Below are 25,324 nucleotides of genomic sequence, written 5' to 3'. Positions count from 1 at the left end.
AGGATTTCAGTTACTATGAAAGACTCTATTGAACTTACAATATTGATGCCCTGCCTAAATGAATCCGAAACTTTAGAAATCTGTATAAATAAAGCAAAAGAGTATGCAGAAAAATCGAAAACTATTACTGAAATATTAGTCGCGGATAATGGTAGTACAGATGGTTCACAAGAAATAGCATTGAAGTGTGGAGCAAAAGTTGTAAACGCCGAAGAGCGAGGTTATGGAGCAGCATTGAGAGAAGGCATAACGCATGCTAAAGGTAAATACATAATTATGGGGGATGCTGATGACAGTTATGACTTTTCTAGTTTACAACCTTATATGGACAGCCTACGTTCAGGCAATGACTTAGTGATGGGAAATAGATTTAGGGGTGGGATATCAAACGGAGCAATGCCTATACTTCATCGATTTATTGGAAACCCTGTACTAAGTTTTCTTGGAAGAGTATTTTTTAATATTTCATGTAAGGACTTTCATTGTGGTTTAAGAGGTTTTAAAAAAGACTCTATTGTGGATCTGGGGCTTAATACCACTGGAATGGAGTTTGCCAGTGAAATGATTGTAAAATCAGCTTTGAACAAACTAAAAATAGATGAAGTCCCTACAACGCTCTCTGTTGATGGAAGAACTCGCTCGCCACACTTAAATACATGGACAGATGGGTGGAGACACCTATGCTTTCTTCTACTGCATACACCAAAATGGTTATTTTTATACCCATCTATGATCATGTTTTTTTTCGGATTGATAATTACTATTACTTTACTTTTTCAGCCTGTAGAATTAAACAATATTCAATTCTCCAATAACACCTTTTATGCCGGGTGTCTTTTCCTGATCGTTGGATTTCAATGCCTATCAACAGGAGTATTAGTTAGAAATTATGCTGCCATAAAAGGATTACTACCTCCTCACAAATACAAGATAATTGATAAGATCACTTTAGAAAAAGGAGCCCTGACTTCACTCAGTCTCATATCGGCAGGTTCGATCTTGTTAATGGTTTGCGTCGCAAAGTGGGTCCTAGTAGGTTTTGGAGATATAGAGTCTCAAGCACTTAGCAGAGGCATGGTACTATCTATGACTTTAATAGCATCTGGATTCCAATCGTTCTTTACTATGTTTGTTTGGGGCATAATGAAAACCCCTAAAAATCAACAATTTAGCAACAACTAATATGCCAGAAGTATATATAATTATAATTAGGCACTTCCAAGCATTATTAATCATATCTTGCTTAGTATATGTTTTTTTTAACCGGAGAAGCATAACGCTAAAGTTAGCATCTATGACTCTTCTAGCAATCTCTCCATATTTATTGAACATAAGTACTATTTTAAATAGATTAGGTATCGATTCTTTTAGGGAGGTAATCTCTCCATCTTTTAGTGAAGTGATATTTTACCTAGAAACATTAGTCTATAATTTAGAACTGCATACGAGTGATTATTTCTCTGCCATACTTGCTCTGAATTATTTTATATTTTCAATTCATCTTATATCCAAGTATAAGTTGACAAAAATAATTGCATATTTTGTATGCATTTTGATATTTACAATAAATTCAATCAAACTTGGAACCAACATAAACAAAGGTATTAATGAACACTCCAATTTAATTGGAAAATATAAAGAATTCAAAACCGACAATAAATCAAAAGCAAATGATATTGACATAATAATTATTATTGGAGAATCTACTACATCACTAAACATGAGCTTATATGATTACTTTAGGAATACAACACCATATTTAAATAATCTTGTAGGCCTAAATAACTTCCGCTTCTATGATAATATCTACTCCACACATACTCATACCAGTCCAAGCCTATTAGAAGCATTATCTATTCCATCCGAAAATAATAAAGGAATGAATTTCTTTAAAGAAATATATAGTCAGAACAGACATTCTATAATTGACATATTGAAAGCATACAACATAACTACCAGTCTATATAATAATCAAAACCCCAATGGTTCTTGGAGTTATGCAAACTCAATTATTTTCAAAAATATAGACAATAGAATAGATAGTAAAAAAGGAACAACTTTTGGTAATTTAGAGTCAAAGTCATCCATTGAATTGTATGACCATTATTTAATTGATGAAAATATTGATGAAATAATTAAAAACAAAGGTATCTCTTTTATTCACACATATAGTGGGCATGGCAGTTATTGCAAAAATATACCAAAAGAAAACAGGAAAAGAGTTGATAACTTTCTTAACGAAATAGTTTCAACTAGCGTAATTGGCCTTTCTAGTGCAAAAGTAAAAAACATAGAATGTTATGATGCTGCAATCAAATATATTGACAATAATATTGAGAGAGTTATCGAGTCAGTTAAGAAATCTAAAGTACCAAAAGTAGTAATATATTTTTCCGACCATGGAGAGTCCGTTTATACAGGATCTGGCCATGACTCATCAAGATTTAAATTTGAAATGATAAAAGTACCATTTTTAATATTTGCTAACGATAGTTATTTGGAAGAGTATAATATCGACTCTCTTGATAATTTTATACTTCAATCAAAAGATCTATCTATAATACCATACTTAATTCTAAAAATACTCGGAATTGTGATAAATCAGGATCATCAAGATGACATCATCTTTGTTAGAAAACAAGAAAATGATATCAGTTATATTGATTTATCTTCTACCAACAATGAGTATTGGTTATTAAATCACTACATAAGAAATAAAATAAGTCTTGACCAAGAAGCATGCTTACATAGATCAAATACTATAGCTAGATTAGTTAGGGGGCGACTTGCCTTTAACTGTTTAGAGTTAGATGTAGTAATTGAAAATAACTCTTTATTAGTCCGGCATGACAAAAGAGAAGGAAATGAAGATACACTAACTAAAAATGAGTTAACGCTAAATAAACTCATAGATATGAAAATAATGTCGAATAAATTCATATGGATTGACGGAAAAAATATAGACCACATTAAAAATTGTACATTAATGCTAGACGAATTAAGGGGTGTAGATTTTGATTATCTAATTGAATTCCCAAGTCAATCAATAAGTAAATTAGACACGTTACATAATTGCATCATTAAGTTTAGGGAAATTGCAAGATATACATCATATTATATACCGACTGAGTTGTTATTAAACTGTAATAGAGGGTCAGTATCAAGTTGTAATCAGTTGCAATTAATCATAGAAACAGTTGGGAATCTGAACTTATTTGATTCTATCTCTTTCGATTATAGGGGCTATGACGCCATTGATAAAATAATTCAAGAGCTAGAAATTGATCTTTACCTTCACGTCTGGAATGTAGAGAACTTAAATGACTCAAACCTGAATAATGTTAAGTTGAAAATTATTAACTCTAACCGCATGGACAATCCATTTTAGTCCATTTTCAAGTACAAAAAACCAGCAATAAACTACTGGTTTTTTGTCTTACAAGAAAGCTCTAAGCTAAAAGCTCTTTCGCTGTCTTCACTACGTTTTCAGTAGTAAAGCCAAACATCTTGAATAGTTCGCCTGCTGGAGCAGATTCACCAAAGGTAGTCATGCCGATGATCTTGCCGCCGAAGCCAACGTACTTGTACCAGAAATCAGCGATACCCGCTTCAACAGCGATGCGTTTAGTTACTGATGATGGTAATACTGACTCACGGTAAGCTTCATCTTGCTTGTCGAACGCATCAGTAGAAGGCATAGATACAACGCGTACCGCTTTGCCTGCTGCTGTTAGTTCAGCTTGCGCTGCAACTGCTAGTTCTACTTCAGAACCTGTTGCTATGATGATTAACTCTGGAGTGCCTGCACAATCTTTAAGGATGTAAGCACCCTTAGCGATGTCAGCCACTTGAGAAGCGTCACGTTCTTGCTGTGCTAGGTTTTGGCGAGAGAAGATAAGCGCTGTTGGCGCATCTTTACGTTCAATAGCCAGTTTCCATGCCACTGCAGACTCAACTTGGTCACATGGGCGCCATGTGCTCATGTTTGGAGTTAGACGTAGAGAAGCCATTTGCTCAACGGGTTGGTGAGTTGGACCATCTTCACCTAAACCGATAGAGTCATGCGTGTAAACTTGGATGTTCTGAATCTTCATCAGAGCAGCCATACGCATTGCATTACGCGCGTATTCCATGAACATTAGGAAAGTTGCGCCGTACGGTACAAAACCACCGTGCAGAGCAATACCATTCATGATAGCCGTCATGCCAAACTCACGCACACCGTAGTGGATGTAGTTGCCTGAGAAGTCATTCGCTTCAAGAGACTTAGAACCAGACCACATGGTTAGGTTAGAAGGCGCAAGGTCAGCAGAGCCACCCATGAATTCAGGAAGCATTTGACCAAACGCTTCTAGTGCGTTTTGTGATGCTTTACGTGATGCAATGTTTGCTGGGTTTGCTTGAAGATCAGCAATGATTTGGGATGTTTTCTCTTCCCACTGTGCAGGAAGTTCACCGTTGATGCGACGTTTAAGTTCAGCCGCGTCGCTTGGGTATGCAGCAGCGTAAGCTTCAAATTTTGCGTTCCAAGCCGCTTCTTTCTCAGCACCAGACTCTTTTGCATCCCACTGTGCGTAAATGTCAGTAGGAACCTCAAATGGACCGTGCTCCCAACCAAGGGCAGCTTTAGTCGCAACGATTTCGTCTTGGCCAAGTGGTGCGCCGTGACAGTCGTGTGTGCCTGCTTTGTTTGGAGAACCAAAACCAATCACTGTCTTAGTACAGATAAGTGTTGGGCGTGGGTCTGCTTTCGCTGCAAGAATAGCTGCATTAATTGCTTCGCTATCATGACCGTCTACCGCTGGAATTACGTGCCAGCCATACGCTTCAAAGCGCTTAGGAGTGTCGTCAGAGAACCAGCCTTCAACTTCACCATCGATAGAGATGCCGTTGTCATCCCAAAAAGCAACAAGCTTGCCAAGACCTAAAGTACCAGCAAGAGAACATGCCTCATGTGAGATACCTTCCATCAGACAGCCGTCACCCATGAATGTATAGGTGTAGTGGTCAACGATATCGTGACCTTCTTTGTTGAACTGAGCTGCAAGCGCTTTTTCAGCCATCGCCATACCAACAGCGTTGGTAATACCTTGACCTAGAGGACCAGTAGTGGTCTCGATGCCGGGTGCGTAACCATACTCTGGATGGCCTGGAGTCTTAGAGTGCAACTGACGGAAGTTCTTAAGGTCATCGATAGATAACTCGTAACCCGTCAAATGAAGCAGAGAGTAGATCAGCATTGAGCCGTGACCATTTGACAGAATAAAACGGTCGCGGTCAGCCCACTCTGGGTTTTGTGGGTTATGGTTCAAATGACCACGCCAAAGTACTTCAGCGATGTCAGCCATACCCATAGGTGCGCCTGGGTGACCAGAGTTAGCTTGTTGAACACCATCCATGCTAAGGGCACGGATTGCATTGGCTAGATCTTTACGAGAAGACATGTCTGCTCCTGAATGCATAAGCAATTTATTAAAAATAAGTCCTGAATCCCAACAGAGGGTGTTGGGCGTCGTTATTGTCGCAAAGCACCTCTATTACTGCAAACTCTTTCCCGAGCAAAATTCAAACTATGAGAGATTAATTTGTTTAACATCTCACTATTTTCATTAAAAACTTATGTGACCTAGCGCAAACGTTTGGCTCACTTAAATCGTAAAAAAGCTTGTATTTCACACATTCAAAATTAGAATAGACGTCTAGAAGTAGAAACACCTACTAAACAGTACGATTCAAAAGACGCCAAGATGCGTCTTTTCTTAACTAAGAAATAAGGGAGCCCATCATGGCTAAGCACCTGTTTACTTCTGAGTCAGTATCAGAAGGTCATCCAGATAAAATCGCAGACCAAATCTCTGATGCGGTTCTAGATGCAATTCTTGAGCAAGACCCAAAAGCTCGCGTTGCTTGTGAAACCTACGTGAAAACAGGCATGGTAATGGTAGGCGGTGAAGTCACTACCTCTGCTTGGGTTGATATCGAAGAAATTACTCGTGAGACAGTACGTGAAATCGGCTACGTGCACTCTGACATGGGTTTTGATGCAGACTCTTGTGCTGTACTAAATACCATCGGTAAGCAGTCTCCAGACATCAACCAAGGTGTTGATAAAGCAGACCCTAAAGATCAAGGCGCTGGCGACCAAGGTATCATGTTTGGTTACGCAACTAACGAAACGCCAATCCTAATGCCAGCTCCAATTACTTACTCTCACTTACTTGTTAAGAAGCAAGCTGAAGTTCGTAAAAGTGGCAAGCTAGACTTCCTTCGTCCAGATGCTAAATCTCAGGTAACGTTCCAGTACGACCAAGGGTCGATCGTTGGTATCGATGCAGTGGTACTTTCAACTCAACACTGTGATTCAGTAACGACACCTGATCTACGTGAAGCGGTAATGGAAGAAATCATCAAGCCAGTACTTCCTGCTGAGTGGATTAACAAAGACACTAACTTTTTCATCAACCCAACAGGCCGTTTCGTAATCGGTGGCCCAATGGGTGATTGTGGTCTAACGGGTCGTAAAATCATCGTTGATACCTACGGCGGCGCAGCTCGCCACGGTGGCGGTGCTTTCTCTGGAAAAGATCCATCAAAAGTTGACCGTTCTGCAGCTTACGCAGCTCGTTACGTTGCGAAAAACATCGTGGCTGCGGGTATGGCTGACCGTTGTGAGATTCAGCTGTCTTACGCTATCGGTGTTGCTGATCCAACATCTATCATGGTTGAAACGTTTGGTACTGAGAAAGTTGCTCACGACATCATCATTGAAGCAGTGCGTCAAAACTTCGACCTGCGTCCATACGGTCTGCAAGAAATGCTGAATCTACTTCAGCCTATCTACAAGAAAACTGCTGCATACGGCCACTTTGGTCGCGAAGAGTTCCCATGGGAAGCAACAGATAAAGCTGCAATCCTTAAAGATTTTGCTGGCATCAAGTAAGCTTAAAAACTTTATTGCTAAGACCTCAGCCATTGTGCTGAGGTTTTTTTTGCTTCAAATCTACCTCCTTCTGATTAATTTCCGCACAAAGTTTGTAATTAACTCCATCCAAGGCGATAGTTATAAAAGTTAAAAAACTGTTAAATAGATCGACTTTTTTAGCAAGAGGATCGTATTTATAACAGGCAAACTCCCTTGATCTTTCTATTAGAGATGCGCTGCTCTATACATCGAGGGTAAACATTACGGGACAGAATCAGGAGGATTACCATGCCTCGTACATACGATGAAGATGATTTCCAGAAAACAACGGAAGTCAAAGACAGTGATTATGCAAAGACACTGCCATGCAAAAAAATCACCATTAGCGACCCATTCCAGTGGTTATCTTTGGGGCTTAATGATTTTGTTAAGTCTCCACTAATCAGCCTTTTCTACGGAGTTTGCTTTGCCGCTGCTGCCGCTGGTATTGTTGGGCTTATCTATCTACAAGGGAATCATTCACACCTAGTGATACTCCCAGCCCTTATCGTATACATGTTAATTGGCCCCTTCCTTGCTCTGGGTTTATACGATGCTAGTTGGGCGAGAGAACGAGGAAAACAGCCAAGCTTACTTCATTCAATGAAGGCCATTGGGCGCAACTCAACATCACAATGGAGTTTTGCCGTCCTTTTAGTAGTAGCAATGATTTTTTGGATGAGAGTAGCGGCATTACTGCACGCTCTTTACCCTTCTGTTGAAGGTGCTAGCATTATTGAGTTTGCGCCGTTCCTTATTACGGGTTCAATCGCAGGCTTCATCTTGGCATCCGTTGTATTTAGCATTTCAGTTTTCTCAATGCCGCTGATGTTAGAGCGTAGAGTCGATATAATGACAGCGGTATTTACCAGCTTTCACGCTGTTCTCCGTAACCCAGGACCAATGCTAGTTTGGGCTGCGATGATTTGTGGTGGCGTATTGATAGGTTTTGCCACTTACGGTATTGGCATGATAGTAACAATGCCAATTCTTGGTTATGGCACATGGCATGCCTATCACGCAACCATTCAAAAGAAGCACTAATCTAACCAATCTCTACTAGGGAAGCATTCGCTTCCCTTTTTCATCTCAATTTTTGCCTCTTTTTTGTATAAGCAGATTACGCTAGAGTGCTTGCATAATCAGGTAGTAAACTAGATCCAATGACTCCGAATCAATATCAATTGTCCAAGAAAACAGCACTACTGATAGACGTTGCAAGTAAGCACTTTCAACGAAGCTTTCCAATGCCCAAAGTCGAAGTCGATATGCGAGGGAAAGCAGCAGGAAAAGCATTGCTACAACTCAATATCATCAAACTAAATAAAGTACTGTTTTCTGAGAACCAACAAAAATTTATAGATGAGGTACTACCACACGAACTAGCACACCTAATCACCTATCAGGTGTTTGGAAGAGTTAAGCCTCATGGCAAGGAATGGCAATACGTGATGGTTAAAGTGTTTAGTATTAAGCCTGAGCGAACCCACACAATGGATGTTAGCTCCGTGCAAGGTAAGACCTTTGAATATCAATGTGCTTGTCGTAACTACCCTCTCTCTATTCGCCGTCACAACAAAGTCTTACGCAAAGAGAATCAATATACCTGTCGTAGTTGTGGTAATGGGTTGGTTTTCACAGGCAAGCAGCTCAGCTAATCGACGCTTCTTTCTAGAGCGAGCAACTCGTTCAATAAAAGCATCGTCATACTTAGCTGAACAAAATCTGGTCAATTTATCTAAAAATCGCTACTCTACCCTCTGTTTCCGCTCACTTGACGTTGTTTATTCTTGATACGCTTTATTTTTCCAATTATCAGCCTAGTACTTATTTCTGCATCGGTTAATGCTAAACCGCAATCCTTTTATAAGTCTAAGCAACTTGCCGTTGGCATCTATCAGCAACACCCACAATCCTTTTACTGTGGATGTAAGATAGATTGGCAAGGAAAAAAGGGTACACCACTACTTGCTGATTGTGGCTACCAAGTCCGCAAGCAAGAGCGACGCGCAAACCGTATTGAGTGGGAACATGTCGTTCCTGCTGCACACCTAGGTAAACAAAGACAATGTTGGCAAGAAGGTGGCCGTTCGAACTGCACCAAAAGCGATCCTATCTACAAAGAAATGGAAGCCGATCTCCACAATCTAGTCCCTGCTATTGGCGAGGTAAATGGTGATCGTTCGAATTTTGATTTCAACCAATGGAATGGAGAACGCGGAGTTAGTTATGGCCAATGCCAAATGCAGATAAGCTTTAAAGATGACAAGGCTATGCCACCCGAACAATCTCGAGGTGCTATTGCTCGTACTTATCTATATATGGAAAAGCAATATCCCATCACCCTATCAGAACAGCAAATTAAGCTAATGCAAGCGTGGAACAAAACCTATGCAGTGACTGACTGGGAGTGTCAACGCAATCAATTGATCTCTGAAGCGCAAGGCAATTCAAACTCATTCGTTGAGCAAGCATGTAGCCACTAAAAATTCATCTCTATCAGACTAAGCCACGCCTCTTGTTATTTGCTACCATAGCAACCATATTTAGTGAGTTCAGTTAGTTACGGGTAAGAATTTAATGCGTACACCAAGGATATATCATCCTGAGTCTTTGTCTTCAGCCACACATGTCCAGTTATGTGATGATGCCGCAGGGCACATTGGTCGTGTATTAAGAATGCAGATAGGACAAGCCGTTACCTTGTTTGATGGCAGCGATGTAGAGTATTCCGCTGTTATTACAGAGGTTTCTAAGAAAAATGTCGCGGTTGAGATAACAAATTCTCATCAACACAGTGTCGAATCACCACTCGATATCCATCTAGGACAAGTCGTTTCTCGAGGCGATAAGATGGAGTTCACTATTCAAAAGTCGGTGGAACTTGGCGTCAATACGATTACTCCTCTTATTTCTGAGCGTTGTGGCGTTAAACTTGATACCAAACGATTTGAGAAGAAACTCATGCAGTGGCAAAAAATCGCCATTGCAGCTTGTGAGCAAAGTGGTCGTAATACCGTCCCACTGATTAGACCCGTCATGCAATTAGAAGAATGGTGTAGCGAAGAGTACCAAGGTCTTAAGCTCAACCTTCACCCTAGAGCCCCTTACTCTATTAATACCCTTCCACAGCCAATCAAGCACGTTAAGTTATTGATTGGTCCTGAAGGTGGGCTATCTAGCTCTGAAATTGATATGACCACTGAGCATAACTTCGAACAAACACTGTTAGGGCCGCGTGTTCTCAGAACAGAAACAGCAGCCCTTACCGCAATTACCGCACTTCAAGTTCGCTTTGGCGATCTTGGCTAGGAGAAATAAATGATCAAGATCGGCATAGTGATGGACCCTATCTCGTCCATCAACATCAAGAAAGATTCAAGTTTTGCCATGCTACTCGAGGCCCAAAAGCGTGGCTACGAGCTTCACTACATGGAAATGAACGATCTACACCTAGATCAAGGTGTAGCAGTAGCTGATACGAAAACTCTAAGGGTCGAGAAGAATGCCGATTCTTGGTATGAATTCCTTTCAGAGCAAACCATCAAACTCTCGGAGTTGGACGCTGTATTGATGCGTAAAGATCCTCCGTTTGATACTGAGTATATTTACGCAACCTATATTCTAGAGCGCGCTGAGGTTGAAGGCACACTCATCGTCAATAAGCCTCAAAGCCTGCGCGATTGTAACGAAAAGCTATACACAGCTTGGTTTGCAGATATGACCCCGACCACTATTGTGACGCGTAAAGCTGAGAAGATAAAAGCCTTTCAACAAGAACATGGCGATGTGATCCTTAAACCACTAGATGGTATGGGCGGCGCATCTATCTTCCGTGTAAAAGACGGCGATCCAAACGTATCAGTCATCATAGAAACATTGACAAATCACGGACAAAATTACGCAATGGCACAAGCATTTGTGCCTGACATCAGCAATGGTGATAAGCGTATTTTGATCGTTGATGGTGAACCGATGCCATTCTGCCTAGCCCGTATTCCAGCAAAAGGCGAGACTCGTGGCAACTTGGCGGCTGGCGGACGCGGCGAAGCTCGTCCTTTAAGTGAAACTGATTTTGCGATAGCAAATGCGATAGGTCCTACACTTAAAGAGAAAGGGTTGATCTTTGTTGGTCTAGACGTAATCGGCGACAAAGTGACTGAAATTAATGTCACTAGCCCAACCTGTATTGTTGAGATTGAAACTGAGTTTGGTATTTCAATCACGGGTAAACTGATGGACGCAATTGAGAGACGCATTAACAAGTAGCTCAAAGGCACGTCAGAGCATAACTCGCAGCCACCGCAGTGCGGTGGCTTGTTTTCGGAGGTAGCGCATGAATCTTACTAATCACTTTTTAGTTGCCATGCCATCAATGCAAGACCCCTATTTCAAGCGCTCTGTTATCTATATCTGCGAGCACAATGAAAATGGCGCTATGGGTATTATGATCAACGCCCCTATCGACATCACTGTTGGTGGTATGTTGAAGCAGGTAGAACTGAAGTCAGAACATATCCAAGCCGGTGATAGTCTAAAGCAACCTGTGCATAATGGTGGCCCTGTCGCAGAAGATCGTGGTTTTATTCTTCATCAATCCAAAGGCAGATATCAATCCAGTATAGAAATGGCCAATGGCCTAACTATGACTACATCTAAGGATATATTGTCAGTATTAGGTACCCAAGAAGAACCAGATCAATACCTTGTCACACTTGGCTATTCGGGTTGGGAGGCTGGCCAACTGGAAAATGAGTTGGCAGAAAACTCTTGGCTAACTATGGAAGCCGACCCCAATATTATCTTTACCACACCAGTACAAGAACGCTGGGCTAGCGCAGTTCAGTCGCTCGGTATAGATGCATCTCAATTATCAACACAAGCAGGACATGCATGAGTAGAACCATTATGGCGTTTGATTACGGCACCAAGAGCATTGGTAGCGCCATCGGACAAGATGTAACAGGCACCGCCACTCCTCTAAAAGCATTTAAGGCGAAAGATGGCATCCCACATTGGGATGATATTGGCGCACAGCTAGAGGAATGGAAACCCGATCTTGTGGTTGTTGGGTTGCCAACAGATCTGCATGGTAAAGACCTACAGACCATCACCCCAAGAGCAAAGAAATTTGCTCAGCGAATTCATGGCCGATTTGGGGTACAAGTAGAACTCCATGACGAGAGGCTTTCTACTACTGAAGCGAGAGCAGATCTATTCGCTATGGGTGGCTATAAAGCCCTAAGTAAGGGCAATATTGACTGTCAATCTGCAGTGGTCATCTTAGAAAGTTGGTTCGAAAGCCAATGGGGCGAGTGACTCTCACCCCATATCAATTTTAATATCATCTAACGGACCACTACTGCTCGTTCCTTGATGATTTTTAAGCATTAAGCGCAGATCGTTTGCGGAATCTGCGCTTCGCAACGCTTCTTCTTCAGTGACCTTACCTTCTATTACCAAGTCAAATAGAGACTGATCAAAGGTGCAGATCCCTACTTGCTTGGTTTTTGTCATGTAGTTCTTGATCTCAGCGATCTCTCCTTGGCGAACAAGATCCGAAGCTCTTGGTGTTACTAGCAAGATCTCTAGTGCAGCATGGCGCCCTGTATCATCTTTTGCTTTAAGTAATTGCTGACCCACGATCCCTTTCAAATTAAGCGATAGATCTAATAAAAAATGTTCTCGCTGACCCTGAGGAACTAAGTGTAATATTCGTTCAAGTGCTTGATTAGCATTATTGGCATGTAAAGTTGCGACGCACAGATGACCTGTTTCGGCAAAAGTCATCGCATAGCGCATAGTTTCTGGTGTTCGAATCTCACCAATTACAATCATATCAGGGGCTTGTCTTAGTGAATTCTTGAGAGCAATTTCATAACTTTCTGTATCTAACCCTACCTCACGCTGAGTGACTATGCTCTTTTGGTGCTGATGCACAAACTCGATAGGGTCTTCTACCGTAAGAATATGCCCTCGCTGATGCTGATTTCTATGTCCGACCATCGCTGCCAATGTCGTGGATTTTCCTGATCCTGTCGCTCCAACCACCAGCACTAAACCACGCTTTACCATCGCCAACTCTTTCAGCGTATCAGGCAAGCCAAGCTCATCAAAAGACGGAATATTGGTTTCTATATGACGAATAACAGCACCGGGCAGATCTCGCTGAAAGAAAGCACTGACCCTAAAGCGCCCAGATTCACTTTCTATGGCAAAGTTAGCCTCCCTAATGGCTCGATATTCTTTGCGCCTATCGTTATCCATAATGCTATCAAGGATAGCGGTCACCCCTGACTGATGTAGCTTTTCCCCAAAAGGCTGAAGCTCGCCATCTACTCGAAACATACAAGGAGAATCTACGGTGATATAGAGATCCGATGCCTTATGCTCTGTCATCGCATCTAACAGTTCTTTTAATTCCATGGTCTTCCCCTTTTCTGTTTCGCCAGCAATTAAAAGCCTGTACCTAAGCCAGTCTGTATTTCTACTTTGGCCTCAGCTTCTTCTCTGCTAACGAGATTCTGTTGCATCAGTTGATTTACCGACTGCTCCATTGTTCTCATGCCTTGAGCGGCACCCGTTTGGATAATTGAGTACATCTGCGCTACCTTATCTTCCCGAACAAGATTACGAATAGCAGGGTTCGCCAGCATGATCTCATGACATGCTACTCGCCCTCCACCGATACGCTTTAGAAGTTTTTGCGCGATAACGGCACGTAATGATTCTGACAGCATAGAGCGAACCATATTTTTATCCCCTGCGGGGAATACATCAATAATACGATCTATGGTTTTGGCCGCAGAGCTTGTGTGCAAAGTGCCAAAAACCAAGTGTCCTGTTTCAGCTGCGGTAAGGGCAAGACTTATGGTTTCTTGGTCACGAAGCTCGCCTACCAGAATCACATCCGGGTCTTCACGTAATGCTGAACGAAGAGCTGCTTTAAAGCTATGTGTATCGCGATGCACTTCCCTTTGATTGATCAGGCATTTTGAGCTTTGATGGACAAACTCAATAGGATCTTCAATGGTTAAGATATGTTTATTCTGACGGCGATTAATGTAGTCAACCATGGCAGCTAAGGTGGTTGATTTACCCGAACCGGTAGGTCCAGTCACTAAAACTAGCCCTTTCTCGTAATTAGCTATTTTTTCAAATATTGGCGGACAATCAAGCTCTTCAAGAGTTGGAATCGTTGTGGGGATGGTTCGAAACACCGCAGAGGCACCTCGGCTTTGATTAAAGGCGTTGACCCTAAATCGACCCACACCACCCAATTCAATTGAAAAGTCTAACTCTAGATTAGATTCAAACTCACTTCGCTGTGCATCATCCATAATGTCGAAGATAAGCTCATGCACCTCAGCTTCACTAAATTCTGGCATTTCCAAGCGTCTCACATCGCCATCAATCCTTACCATTGGCGGTAGTCCTGATGAAAGATGTAGATCTGAGGCATTATGCTTTACACTAAAGCGAAGCAATTCGGTGATATCCATATAATTTCCTGTTAAGTCAAAACTATGCAGACAATCCAATCAAATTTAGAACATATTCATCAGCAGATTAAAGAGTCTGAACGTAAGTTTGGGCGCGCAACTGATTCAGTGCAACTTCTTGCGGTAAGTAAAACTAAGCCTAACCATGCAATTGTAGACGCTTGTAGGGCAGGTCAACGCCAATTTGGTGAGAACTACGTGCAAGAAGGTGTTGAAAAAGTCCAATACTTTCAAGAACATCATAGCGATTTCGACATAGAATGGCACTTTATTGGACCAATACAATCCAATAAAACACGCCCTATTAGTGAGAACTTCGACTGGGTTCACTCTATTGATAGAGCTAAAGTTGCGCAGCGCCTTAATGACCAGAGACCTGAAGGTAGAAGGCCATTGCAAGTACTCATCCAAGTCAATACCAGCGGTGAGGCAAGCAAATCAGGTATTCCCGTTCAACAAGCGTTAGAGTTAGCCTCTTCTATTGAAGCGCTACCAAATCTCAGTTTGCGTGGATTAATGTCCATACCCGCAGCTGTTGCAAGTTATGAGGAACAGCTACAAGCCTTTAATCAACTCAAAGACTTGTTTGAAGCAATTAAAGCCCAATATCCTCAAGTAGATACTTTATCTATGGGCATGAGCGGTGATATGGAAGCCGCCATCGAAGCAGGTAGCACTATGGTTCGTATCGGCACTGCCATTTTTGGTGCTCGAGCCTATTCAAGCAAACAGTAAGTCAAACAAACAATAAGGGACAGAGCTCTTGGCAAATTCAGTACGTAACATCGCCTTTATTGGTTCTGGCAATATGGCAAGCTCCATCATTGCAGGGCTTATAGATAGTGGTTATCCAGCGAACGCATTAACAGCAACCGCTCCGTCACAGCAAAGCCGTGACAAAATTAGTCAGCGCTTTTCTATTAACGCTATATCTGACAACCAAGCTGCCGTCGCTCAGGCCGATGTCATAGTACTATCCGTTAAGCCGCAGATTATGTCTGAAGTATTAGCCGAACTTTCTAGTATCGACTTTAGCGACAAGTTACTGATCTCAATTGCAGCTGGCATTACGATTCCGAGATTGCAGTCAATGCTAGGGCAAGATGCCGACTTTGTGCGTGTGATGCCAAATACTCCGTCTTTACTTGGACTGGGTATGAGTGGCCTTTATGCACCGGAGAAAATCAGTCAAGAAGATAAGACCTTCGCCGGTGAGCTAATGCAAGCAGTAGGTAAAATCTGCTGGGTGGATTCAGAATCTCAGATAAACTCCATTATTGCTGCAGCAGGAAGCTCTCCTGCTTACTTCTTCTTGTTTATGGAAGCCATGCAGAAAGAAGCCATCGCACAAGGTTTTGACAACGATACCGCACGGATGCTTGTGCAACAATCTGCAATAGGTGCTGCGCAAATGGTTGCTGAAAACCCAGAGCTCGAGTTAGCAACTCTTCGCCAACAAGTGACCTCAAAAGGTGGCACTACCGCAGAGGCCATTGCCACATTTAATCAACACCAACTCTCTGACACCGTTGCTACCGCCATGCAGGCTGCAGTAAAACGTGCCGAAGAGATGGAATCCCTTTTTTAACCTCATCAAGGATTTGTAATGAATTCAATGCAGTTTTTAGTGACGACCTTTTTTGATCTCTACATCATGGTAGTCATCCTTAGAATCTGGTTACAGGCAGCGCGCGCTGATTTCTATAACCCGTTTTCTCAATTTATAGTGAAAGCAACTCAACCGGTATTAAAGCCTTTACGTCGCGTCATTCCATCTATTGGTAATGTTGACTTGGCAACACTTACCTTCGCTTATGTATTGTGTGTACTTAAGTTTGTACTTCTAATGTTGATGGCGTCAAATGGCGCTGTCGGTTTTAGTCCAGACCTTCTAATCATTGGTTTACTTGCCCTGATTAAAGCTGGCGGTAAGCTATTATTCTGGGTACTACTTCTTCGCGCAATTCTTAGTTGGGTTAGCCAAGGCCGTAGCCCTATCGAATACGTTTTCCATCAATTGACCGAGCCAATGCTAGCTCCGATCCGTCGCATCCTTCCAGCTATGGGCGGATTAGACTTAAGCGTACTCGTGCTATTTATTGTATTGCAGTTTGCTAATTTCTTAATGGGCGATCTCACCAGTAGCTTATTTGGACCAATTTGGTACGGCCTGTAAGAAACTAACTGTAACGCTCAAGTATAATTTTAGGGGTAAGAATGACAAAGCTACTCACAACCGCACTGTACACATTACTAATGGCCGGATTTGCTATGCCTACCTGGGCTGAGCAGTTTGTGCGTATGAAGGATATTGAATTGCACTACTCTGCTTTTAATTCCACATTCATTGCCCCTGAAATTGCAAGAGAGTTAAAATTAAAGAGAAACTCCAACGTTGCTCTAATCAACATCAGTGCCCTTGATCTCTATAGTGTTGGCAAAAAACCAACGCAGGTAGTACTTAAAGGCACAGCAAAAAACCTCATTGGTAATACTCGCACTCTAGCGTTTCGAGAAATCACTCAAGGTGAAGCAATCTATTATCTTGCTGAGTTGCCAATCACAGAGAATGAAACCTATCGCTTTGAAATAAAAGCAGATGCTGGTTCTAAAGGCAGTGGCATTCTCCGATTTAACCAAACTTTTCATATTCAGGAGTAATCCTTTGTCAGCAAAAAATAAACTCGTACTTGCTACCGGAAATCAAGGCAAGGTACGTGAAATGGCGAACCTGCTTTCTGACTTTGGCTTTGCAGTCCATGCTCAAAGTGAATATCAAGTCTCAGATGTAGCCGAAACGGGCACAACCTTTATTGAAAATGCAATCATCAAGGCTCGCCATGCGGCCCAAGAAACGGGACTGCCTGCTATTGCTGACGATTCCGGGTTAGAAGTCGACTTTCTTAATGGTGCTCCTGGCATTTACTCTGCTCGTTTTGCCGGTGAAGGGGCTACTGACCAACAAAATCTAGATAAACTGTTAAATGAACTAGATGGCGTTGCCGAGGAACAACGTAGCGCGCGCTTTCATTGTGTACTGGTTTACATGCGCCATGCGAGCGATCCTACCCCCATCGTTTGCCATGGAAAATGGGAAGGGCGTATTTTGACTAAAGCTCACGGTGAAAATGGCTTTGGTTATGACCCTATTTTTTATGTCCCAGAAGATGAATGCGCCTCTGCAGAATTGCCACCAGAGCGTAAAAAGCAGCTTTCTCATCGTGGTAAGGCTTTGAATGAGTTGTTCCAACAGCTAAAACAGGCTTTATGAGCAAACTAATACCACCTGCGCTGGGTCTTTATATTCACATACCTTGGTGTGTGCAAAAGTGTCCCTATTGCGATTTCAACTCCCATGCTTTGAAGGGAGATATTCCTGAAGATCAGTATATTGATGCTCTCCTCGAAGATCTCGATGGTGATATCAGTAAATATTCAGATTCTGTTGGTGAAAGAATACTGACCTCCATATTTATTGGTGGTGGTACGCCAAGTTTAATTTCCCCAAAGCAAATTGCACGCTTACTTAAGGAGGTTGAACAACGCATCGCCTTCTCTGAAAGTATAGAGATCACCATGGAAGCCAACCCAGGGACTATTGAAGCAGAGCGATTTGCGCAGTATGTCGAGGCAGGAGTAACACGTATTTCCATAGGCGTGCAAAGCTTTGAGCAACAAAAGCTAGAGCGTTTAGGTCGTATCCACGGTAAAGATGAAGCCGTGAATGCAGCCAAGCTAGCACATAGCATTGGTCTGAATAGTTTTAATCTAGATCTTATGCACGGCCTTCCAGAACAAAGTATTGAGCAGGCACTGGATGATTTGGATAAAGCCATTGAGCTCGCTCCGCCGCATCTATCTTGGTATCAACTGACCATAGAGCCCAACACTCTGTTCTACTACAAAACGCCGACACTGCCTGATGATGATGACCTTTGGGATATCTTTGAAAGGGGGCACGAGAAGCTGAATGCTGCAGGGTACGTGCAATACGAAATATCAGGATACAGTAAGCCTGGTTATCAATGTCAGCACAATCTTAACTACTGGCGTTTTGGCGATTATCTAGGTATCGGCTGTGGTTCGCATGGCAAACTTAGCTTTACCGATGGACGCATTGTTCGCACCACCAAGACAAAGCACCCTAGGGGCTACCTAGCAAGCTATCAGAACTTGGTTAAGCCGTATCTCGATACTGAACACATAGTCACTGATGAAGACCGTCCATTTGAGTTTTTTATGAACCGCTTTCGATTAATCGAAGCGTGCCCTAAACAGGACTTTGTGAACACTACAGGATTGCCACTCAGTTCGATCCAACCCACTATCGATTGGGCAATAGAAAAATCATACTTAAGTGAAACTCAAACTCACTGGCAAATTACCCATAAAGGAAAGCTATTTCTGAATGATTTGCTCGAAGCCTTTATGGCTGAAGAAGATTAGCGGTCAACTTTAAACATTTAACCGTCAGTTTCATTTCTTACCTTGCGTTATTCAAGGGCAAAAAAGCCAACACTAAGTTGGCTTTTTCAGTATCTATTTTAAAGCTAGCTTAAGGTTTAACAGCAATAAAAATATTGCGGTTAATTGACTGATCTACACGATGCAGATATCCAGTATAGGGTTCCTTATCTTGCACCTCAAAGCCTTGCTCGGCAAATAGCTCTGCTAGCTCTGTCCATTTTAGAGTGAACTCATTGAACGACAGTACTATCGCTCCCTTTGGCTTCAATACACTCTTCCATGCAGGAAGTGCTTCTTCAATTAATTCTAAAGGGCTTCTCGCCATTTTAGTGTCTTTGGCGCTTTTACTACCATGCTGCACACCGTACGGAAGATCAGATACCATCACGTCACATGAGTTTTTCTTGATGATTTGATTAACAATGCGCGTATCCGCCGCATACAGCTTCATCGACTGCCCTAGGTCGTTAACAAAATCTTCTTTGTTTACTGCAGCATTAACCACAAACCCATCAGCAATTTTTTTGCCCGCACTTCCAGTACGTTTTTCTTTGGTCACCTTGTGCTTATAACGACCGTTTTTCATGTATTTAACAATAAAGGTCTGGATCTCTTGGACCCATTTTGTATTGATCTCGACTCCCATGACATCAAGGCCTTGGATCAAGCCCTCATACAGAGTAGTGCCCTTCCCACACATAGGGTCCATTAGACATTTACGTGAGCTATTTGTTTTTGCGGCGCTTAAACCCAGGTTCACCATCAAACGCGTAAACTGCTCATTAGTCTTACCTGTATAGCGCAAGATTTGACTCATGCTTTCAGGAAAAGTGTTAAACGCTTCAGGCTGAAGTGGCTTGAGTAGACCCGACTCGACGACTTGGAAAATGGCATAATAAATTGACGACGACGACAGCCTTTTAAGTTGCTGTTCATTCAGTTCTTTTTCTGTTTCAAACACTAGGGCTGCTGGTAAGCCGATATCCTTTTCTATGACTTCATCCACAATGATATCCATAGAAGAAAGAATCGCTTTTAACTCTGAACACGCAATCTTTACTGCGGTATCAAAGTAGATGCGGTTGTGGCCTGGGTTCGCCAAAATAGCGTATTGAAACATCTAAAAACCTTATTATGTAATTCTGAGCAAGGTAGAAATAAAAAGGAGCTACCTAGTAGCCCCCTCGATATCAATTAAGCAGTGCGCTTATACTTAATATCCCAGACACCGTGTCCAAGACGATGGCCTCGAGCCTCAAACTTCGTCAGAGGACGCTCCTCTGGGCGAGGAATGTAATCACCATCTGTTGCAATATTAGCAAAACCTGGAGCTTGATTCATAATCTCAATCATATGCTCTGCATAGTTTTCCCAGTCAGTCGCCATATGGAAAATACCGGTTTCCATTTGAAGTTTAGAACGAAGCATTTCAGCAAATTCAACCTGTACAATACGACGCTTATGATGACGCTTCTTATGCCATGGGTCTGGGAAGAACAGCTGAACGGTCTGTAAACTTCCATCAGCAATCATGTTCTCAAATACCTCAACGGCATCGTGACACATAACACGAAGGTTAGTGATACCCTCATCACGAGCAAGACTTAAACAAGCACCAACACCAGGACGGTGGACTTCGATGCCGATGAAATTCTTCTCTGGTGCTGCCTTCGCCATTTCAACTAACGAAGCACCCATACCGAAGCCAATCTCAAGTACGACTGGATTAGTGTTACCAAACACTTCTGCCCAATCTAGCAATTCATTTTGATAATCGATGCCCAAAGTTGGCCAGCAATCGTTCAAAGCGGTTTCCTGACCTTTAGTCAATCGACCTTCTCGACGTACAAAGCTGCGGATTTTTCTCACCAGCTTGCCATCTTCGGTATATTCGTTAGTCGTTACTTCGCTCATTTTGTTGCCTGTTCATCGATTAATCAAAGCGGGAATTATCCAAAGAATTCTGCATTACGCAAGTGCATATATCATTCCAAAGGTAAATTATTCCAATTTCTATGCGTATTGGTTGTAAGTTGCGCTCAATCAGCACAACTTCGTTTTACTTAACCTAACTATTATGGTGCAATTTCTAACCTTTGATGACTAATTTTGTGAGCTCTCAGTGACACCATTCGCAAATCAGATACTTACTTGGTATCAGCAATACGGGAGGAAACACCTTCCTTGGCAGCAAGACAAAACGGCTTACAAGGTATGGCTATCAGAAATAATGCTTCAGCAGACGCAAGTGGCCACTGTTATTCCTTATTTTGAGCGCTTTATAGAGCAGTTTCCCGACGTTGATTCATTGGCTAAGGCCCATATTGATGAAGTGTTGCACCTTTGGACAGGGCTAGGTTATTACGCCAGAGCGCGCAATCTACACAAAAGTGCTCAGATCGTAATGCAGCAATATGAAGGTGACTTCCCACTAGATATTGATGAACTTAATGCTCTACCAGGCATTGGTCGATCGACTGCAGGAGCAATACTGTCCTCGGTATTTAAACAGCCACATCCTATTTTAGATGGTAACGTAAAGCGGGTTCTAGCTAGATGTAATGCTATTGATGGCTGGCCAGGGAAAAAAATCGTTGAAAACGCGTTGTGGGAAGTGGCAAGTGAGCATACACCCACTGAGCGAGTAGACGAATATAACCAAGCTATGATGGATATGGGAGCCACGGTCTGCACTCGAAGCAAGCCTAAATGCTCGCTGTGTCCCGTATCCAAGCACTGCATAGCTTTTAAGCAACAGAATCAAACTGACTATCCGGGTAAAAAACCTAAAAAAGATAAGCCAACAAAACAAACTTGGTTTGTAATTCTGCATCATAAAGATGAAGTATGGCTAGAACAAAGGCCTTCATCAGGTATTTGGGGAGGTTTACATTGTTTTCCTGAGCAACCGAGCGCCGATATCCAACACTACTTACAGAGCTTAGGTTGTAGTGAAGATGAAATTAACAATGCGAAAACGTTAATCGCCTTTAAACATACTTTCAGTCATTATCACCTAGATATTACACCTGTATTGTTAAACCTAGAGCAACTTCCTAGCCTTGTAATGGAACAAAACCAAGGTCTTTGGTATAACTTGTCTCAACCACAGAAACTTGGGCTAGCTGCACCGGTTAAGAACCTGCTAGCAAACCTTAAGTATGATCTAACATAAGGAACACTCATGAGTCGCACAGTATTTTGCGAGCATCTAAAGAAGGATGCAGAAGGTCTGGATTTTCAACTGTATCCCGGTGAACTTGGCAAACGCATCTTCGACGGTATTTCCAAGGAAGCTTGGGGCATGTGGCAAAGCAAGCAAACCATGCTAATCAACGAAAAGAAGTTGAACATGATGGATCCTGAACATCGAAAATTATTAGAAACAGAAATGGTTAACTTTCTATTTGAAGGTAAGGACATCGTTATCGATGGCTATACGCCACCAAGTCAATAATTCTATCGAGTGGCGTTTGCCACTCTTTTTTTAGTTTTTGGATGCCAATGAAAAAGCTGCTCTATCTTTTCCTTCCCTTAATTCTTGCCGGTTGCAGTCGTGAATTTGTAGAAAAAATATACGACGTAAACTACGAACCTACCAGCCGATTTGCAGCCAAAAATTTAGCGCCTAAACCCGGACAGTTTGAAAAAGACACCCTAGCTTTAGACTCATTGATCAATAGTTTTACCGGTGATATTGAGAAAAAATGGGGTAAACAACAGGTCAAGGTTGCAGGCAAAAGCAACTATGTGAAGTACATAGATAACTATGACAGTCGAGCTGAAGTTAACTTCTCAACCGGCAAGATCACGATCGAAACAGTAGCATCTAATGATCCAAAAGCTCACCTAAAAACGGCGATCATCACGACTTTATTGACACCGGATGATCCTGCTCATGTTGATCTTTTCTCTTCTTCCAATATTAAATTAGAGGGTGAACCCTTTCTATATCAACAAGTTGTAGATCAAGAAGGTAAACCGATTCAGTGGAACTGGCGAGCAAATAAGTTCGCTGACTACTTAATTGCAAACAAGATGAAGACCAAGAAAGTGGACTACAAAATAGCCCACTATGTCGAAATACCAATGGTCGCTACACACTCAGATGTGCGTTCATATAAGTACGCTGATATTGTACGAAGAGCTTCACAGCGCTACGACATCCCAGAAGATCTTATCTACGCAATAATTAAAACGGAAAGTAGTTTTAACCCCTACGCTGTAAGTTGGGCCAATGCCTATGGACTTATGCAGGTGGTACCAAAAACTGCAGGTGCCGACGTATTCAAACTGGTTAAAAAGAAGCCAGGCATCCCTACCCCTGAGTATCTATTTAATCCTGAAAATAATATTGATACCGGTACGGCCTACTTCTACATTTTGAAAAACCGTTATTTGAAGGATGTGAACAATTTCTTGTCACTAGAGTACAGTATGATCTCTGCGTACAACGGCGGAACTGGTGGAGTATTAAACACCTTTGATCGAAATAGTCGTAGCAATGCGATGAAAAACTTAAATTCTTTGCAGCCAAATCAAGTTTATTGGGCATTAACTAATAAACATAGCAATGCTGAAGCTCGACGATATTTAGAGAAGGTGACCAAATATAAGCGCGATTTTAACCAAGGAAAGGGATAATTTGAGCAATATGCTCAAATTAAAAGCAAACAACACGCTTTTTGAAAAAAAACCAAAAAACAGGTTGACGAATTCCTCAAAAATACGTTTAATAGCGCTCCGTTGCCCGGATAGCTCAGTCGGTAGAGCAGAGGATTGAAAATCCTCGTGTCGGTGGTTCGATTCCGCCTCCGGGCACCACAATTAGATTGTTGGTGTTCAAGTAACGTCAACATTGCACAAAGAATAAAGTGTGCCGACTTAGCTCAGTAGGTAGAGCAACTGACTTGTAATCAGTAGGTCACCAGTTCGACTCCGGTAGTCGGCACCATTCTTTATGCCTCGATAGCTCAGTCGGTAGAGCAGCGGATTGAAAATCCGCGTGTCGGTGGTTCGATTCCGCCTCGAGGCACCATTATTTGGTGTTTAATGTGAAAACATTACACAAATAATTCCCCTTTAGTTCAGTTGGTAGAACGGCGGACTGTTAATCCGTATGTCGCAAGTTCAAGTCTTGCAAGGGGAGCCACATTATAAGCCTCAGTCTTAGGACTGGGGCTTTTTTGTATCTGAAGAGCTTTGTGAACGATGAATATGCCGCAACCGGATGGCCGGCCCATTCAAGTCTTGCAAGAGAACTACATTACAAGCCTCAGTCTTAGGACCGGGGCTTTTTTGTATCTGAAGAACTTTGTGAACGATGAATATGTCACAACCGGATGGCCGGCCCATTCAAGTCTTGCAAGAGAGCCACATTACAAGCCTCAGTCTTAGGACTGGGGCTTTTTTGTATCTGAAGACTCATCTTGGAATAAATTGAGCTTAAACTGTTCTCAACAACTCAAACTTCCCCACTACCGTCGTCTCCGAAGTCTTTTATCGGAGACCTCTTCAACTTCCGACCTAACTAGCCTCCCCATAAACCATTCGGGGATGACGCTGATTTATCTTTAATTCCATGACCACCGTCTCCGAAGTCTTTTATCGGAGACCTTTTCAACTTCAGTCCTAATTAGATCTCCGATAAAAACATTCGGGGATGACGCTGTTTTATCTTTAATTCCACTGTCGTCGCCTCCGAAGTCTTTCATCGGAGACCTCTTCAGCTTCCGATCTAATTAAATTCCCGATAGACCATTAAGAGATGACACTGATTGCCTTTGCACTAGTGAGCCCGCAAGAGCAAAATCAAGCCCACTTAATATTTCAGATCTCAAGAGTTCCCCCTTTACCTCTACTATTTAAAGGTACAATAAACCAACACTCAAAAACTTATCTCTCAACTAATCTCAAGATATGCTCACAGTTAGCAACCAATAAGTTATTACTCAGTACGATCTCTGTATCATCATCGCTAAGTCATAGGTTTATCAGTCGCTACCCTATATGCGATAAGAAAATAATGTAGCAATAAGAAAAGAATTCGTTATTAATTGGTGAAAAAAGCGCTCTTTTATACATAAAACGTACGCTTCGGACTAGAATTTCATCAAGCGGAATATTTTTTGCATTTTTTTGTTGACCTGAATAACGAAAAACCGTTTAATACCCCCCGTCGCCCGGATAGCTCAGTCGGTAGAGCAGAGGATTGAAAATCCTCGTGTCGGTGGTTCGATTCCGCCTCCGGGCACCACAATTTAATTGTTGGTGTCTAAGACATCAGTAAAAAAATATAGTGTGCCGACTTAGCTCAGTAGGTAGAGCAACTGACTTGTAATCAGTAGGTCACCAGTTCGACTCCGGTAGTCGGCACCATTTATTTACTTTAAAA

At 42.1% G+C, this 25,324-nt stretch carries 24 protein-coding genes and 6 tRNA genes; 25 read left to right on the top strand and 5 right to left on the bottom strand.

From position 1 onward, the window contains the following. Positions 1–15: 15 nt before the first annotated feature. Together OCU48_RS01985 and OCU48_RS01980 are read left to right on the top strand one after the other, a co-directional pair. The gene (locus OCU48_RS01985) at positions 16–1,182 is read left to right on the top strand and encodes a glycosyltransferase family 2 protein (RefSeq protein ID WP_141346865.1); all 1,167 of its coding nucleotides are present in this window, start codon (positions 16–18) and stop codon (positions 1,180–1,182) included. A gap of 112 nt (positions 1,183–1,294) precedes the next feature. Then, positions 1,295–3,388, top strand: a complete 2,094-nt coding sequence (locus OCU48_RS01980; protein ID WP_167496228.1) for a sulfatase-like hydrolase/transferase — start codon at positions 1,295–1,297, stop codon at positions 3,386–3,388. Positions 3,389–3,449: 61 nt separating this feature from the next. On the opposite strand, the gene tkt is transcribed toward OCU48_RS01980, so the two are convergent. After that, positions 3,450–5,444, bottom strand: coding sequence for a transketolase (tkt, locus tag OCU48_RS01975; RefSeq protein WP_141346867.1), 1,995 nt, complete (start codon positions 5,442–5,444; stop codon positions 3,450–3,452). Positions 5,445–5,785: 341 nt separating this feature from the next. On the opposite strand from tkt, the gene metK reads away from it, so the two are divergent. The 8 genes from metK (at position 5,786) to ruvX (ending at position 12,280) form a co-directional block, all read left to right on the top strand. Beyond that, positions 5,786–6,940 carry a methionine adenosyltransferase gene (gene metK / locus OCU48_RS01970; protein WP_141346868.1) on the top strand — a complete coding sequence of 385 codons (1,155 nt, stop codon included), beginning with the start codon at positions 5,786–5,788 and terminating at the stop codon, positions 6,938–6,940. Between the two features lie 270 nt (positions 6,941–7,210). Beyond that, complete coding sequence (locus OCU48_RS01965) at positions 7,211–8,005, top strand: DUF2189 domain-containing protein (RefSeq protein ID WP_141346869.1); 795 nt, start codon at positions 7,211–7,213, stop codon at positions 8,003–8,005. Between the two features lie 119 nt (positions 8,006–8,124). Further along, positions 8,125–8,619 carry a SprT family zinc-dependent metalloprotease gene (locus OCU48_RS01960; protein WP_141346870.1) on the top strand — a complete coding sequence of 165 codons (495 nt, stop codon included), beginning with the start codon at positions 8,125–8,127 and terminating at the stop codon, positions 8,617–8,619. Positions 8,620–8,751: 132 nt separating this feature from the next. Continuing rightward, the gene (locus OCU48_RS01955; RefSeq protein WP_141346871.1) at positions 8,752–9,447 is read left to right on the top strand and encodes an endonuclease; all 696 of its coding nucleotides are present in this window, start codon (positions 8,752–8,754) and stop codon (positions 9,445–9,447) included. A gap of 94 nt (positions 9,448–9,541) precedes the next feature. Then, positions 9,542–10,273 (top strand): 16S rRNA (uracil(1498)-N(3))-methyltransferase, encoded by a 732-nt coding sequence (gene rsmE / locus OCU48_RS01950; RefSeq protein WP_141346872.1) that lies wholly within the window; start codon positions 9,542–9,544, stop codon positions 10,271–10,273. 9 nt (positions 10,274–10,282) lie between these two features. Further along, a complete protein-coding gene (gshB, locus tag OCU48_RS01945) occupies positions 10,283–11,230 on the top strand; it encodes a glutathione synthase (RefSeq protein WP_141346873.1) in 948 nt (315 codons plus the stop codon). A gap of 67 nt (positions 11,231–11,297) precedes the next feature. Then, positions 11,298–11,858: a YqgE/AlgH family protein gene (locus OCU48_RS01940; protein ID WP_141346874.1), complete on the top strand. Its 561-nt coding sequence runs from the start codon at positions 11,298–11,300 to the stop codon at positions 11,856–11,858. Further along, positions 11,855–12,280 (top strand): Holliday junction resolvase RuvX, encoded by a 426-nt coding sequence (gene ruvX / locus OCU48_RS01935; protein ID WP_141346875.1) that lies wholly within the window; start codon positions 11,855–11,857, stop codon positions 12,278–12,280. Before OCU48_RS01940 ends, ruvX begins: the two co-directional genes overlap by 4 nt. 3 nt (positions 12,281–12,283) lie before the next feature. Here ruvX and OCU48_RS01930 read toward each other — a convergent pair whose 3' ends face one another. Further along, complete coding sequence (locus OCU48_RS01930) at positions 12,284–13,387, bottom strand: PilT/PilU family type 4a pilus ATPase (RefSeq protein ID WP_141346876.1); 1,104 nt, start codon at positions 13,385–13,387, stop codon at positions 12,284–12,286. Positions 13,388–13,416: 29 nt separating this feature from the next. Next, entirely contained in the window at positions 13,417–14,463 is a 1,047-nt protein-coding gene (locus OCU48_RS01925) for a type IV pilus twitching motility protein PilT (RefSeq protein ID WP_141346877.1), read from the bottom strand. A gap of 24 nt (positions 14,464–14,487) precedes the next feature. On the opposite strand from OCU48_RS01925, the gene OCU48_RS01920 reads away from it, so the two are divergent. Genes OCU48_RS01920 through hemW form a run of 6 tightly spaced genes read left to right on the top strand, consistent with a single transcriptional unit; the run spans position 14,488 to position 18,909 of the window. After that, positions 14,488–15,198 carry a YggS family pyridoxal phosphate-dependent enzyme gene (locus OCU48_RS01920; protein ID WP_141346878.1) on the top strand — a complete coding sequence of 237 codons (711 nt, stop codon included), beginning with the start codon at positions 14,488–14,490 and terminating at the stop codon, positions 15,196–15,198. A 28-nt stretch (positions 15,199–15,226) separates the two neighbouring features. Next, complete coding sequence (proC, locus tag OCU48_RS01915; protein WP_141346879.1) at positions 15,227–16,051, top strand: pyrroline-5-carboxylate reductase; 825 nt, start codon at positions 15,227–15,229, stop codon at positions 16,049–16,051. An 18-nt stretch (positions 16,052–16,069) separates the two neighbouring features. Continuing rightward, complete coding sequence (locus OCU48_RS01910) at positions 16,070–16,639, top strand: YggT family protein (RefSeq protein WP_141346880.1); 570 nt, start codon at positions 16,070–16,072, stop codon at positions 16,637–16,639. Between the two features lie 41 nt (positions 16,640–16,680). Further along, complete coding sequence (locus OCU48_RS01905; protein ID WP_141346881.1) at positions 16,681–17,124, top strand: DUF4426 domain-containing protein; 444 nt, start codon at positions 16,681–16,683, stop codon at positions 17,122–17,124. Between the two features lie 4 nt (positions 17,125–17,128). Continuing rightward, positions 17,129–17,734 carry an XTP/dITP diphosphatase gene (locus OCU48_RS01900; RefSeq protein WP_141346882.1) on the top strand — a complete coding sequence of 202 codons (606 nt, stop codon included), beginning with the start codon at positions 17,129–17,131 and terminating at the stop codon, positions 17,732–17,734. Beyond that, complete coding sequence (hemW, locus tag OCU48_RS01895) at positions 17,731–18,909, top strand: radical SAM family heme chaperone HemW (RefSeq protein WP_141346883.1); 1,179 nt, start codon at positions 17,731–17,733, stop codon at positions 18,907–18,909. The genes OCU48_RS01900 and hemW overlap by 4 nt, the downstream gene beginning before the upstream one ends. Positions 18,910–19,018: 109 nt before the next feature. Here the strand turns inward: hemW and OCU48_RS01890 are convergent, their stop codons facing one another. Then, positions 19,019–20,050, bottom strand: coding sequence for a TRM11 family SAM-dependent methyltransferase (locus OCU48_RS01890; RefSeq protein WP_141346884.1), 1,032 nt, complete (start codon positions 20,048–20,050; stop codon positions 19,019–19,021). A gap of 74 nt (positions 20,051–20,124) precedes the next feature. Further along, positions 20,125–20,844, bottom strand: a complete 720-nt coding sequence (gene trmB, locus OCU48_RS01885; RefSeq protein WP_141346885.1) for a tRNA (guanosine(46)-N7)-methyltransferase TrmB — start codon at positions 20,842–20,844, stop codon at positions 20,125–20,127. 208 nt (positions 20,845–21,052) lie between these two features. Between trmB and mutY the strand changes: the two genes are divergently transcribed. The 9 genes from mutY (at position 21,053) to OCU48_RS01840 (ending at position 25,308) form a co-directional block, all read left to right on the top strand. Beyond that, a complete protein-coding gene (gene mutY, locus OCU48_RS01880; RefSeq protein WP_141346886.1) occupies positions 21,053–22,105 on the top strand; it encodes an A/G-specific adenine glycosylase in 1,053 nt (350 codons plus the stop codon). A 9-nt stretch (positions 22,106–22,114) separates the two neighbouring features. Then, the gene (locus tag OCU48_RS01875) at positions 22,115–22,387 is read left to right on the top strand and encodes an oxidative damage protection protein (RefSeq protein ID WP_141273141.1); all 273 of its coding nucleotides are present in this window, start codon (positions 22,115–22,117) and stop codon (positions 22,385–22,387) included. Positions 22,388–22,434: 47 nt separating this feature from the next. Beyond that, entirely contained in the window at positions 22,435–23,574 is a 1,140-nt protein-coding gene (gene mltC, locus OCU48_RS01870) for a membrane-bound lytic murein transglycosylase MltC (RefSeq protein ID WP_141346887.1), read from the top strand. Positions 23,575–23,678: 104 nt separating this feature from the next. Beyond that, positions 23,679–23,754 (top strand) — tRNA-Phe (locus OCU48_RS01865). A 54-nt stretch (positions 23,755–23,808) separates the two neighbouring features. Continuing rightward, positions 23,809–23,884 (top strand) — tRNA-Thr (locus OCU48_RS01860). 8 nt (positions 23,885–23,892) lie between these two features. Beyond that, positions 23,893–23,968, top strand: a tRNA-Phe gene (locus tag OCU48_RS01855). A 38-nt stretch (positions 23,969–24,006) separates the two neighbouring features. Further along, a tRNA-Asn gene (locus OCU48_RS01850) sits at positions 24,007–24,082 on the top strand. A 1,028-nt stretch (positions 24,083–25,110) separates the two neighbouring features. After that, positions 25,111–25,186: transfer RNA gene (locus OCU48_RS01845), tRNA-Phe, on the top strand. Between the two features lie 46 nt (positions 25,187–25,232). Next, a tRNA-Thr gene (locus OCU48_RS01840) sits at positions 25,233–25,308 on the top strand. The last annotated feature ends 16 nt before the right edge of the window (positions 25,309–25,324 follow it).

Source organism: Vibrio inusitatus (genome assembly GCA_024346935.1).
GTDB lineage: Bacteria > Pseudomonadota > Gammaproteobacteria > Enterobacterales > Vibrionaceae > Vibrio > Vibrio inusitatus.
The sequence above is the reverse complement of the archived record's forward strand: the minus strand, read 5'-3'. Positions and strand labels throughout refer to the sequence as shown.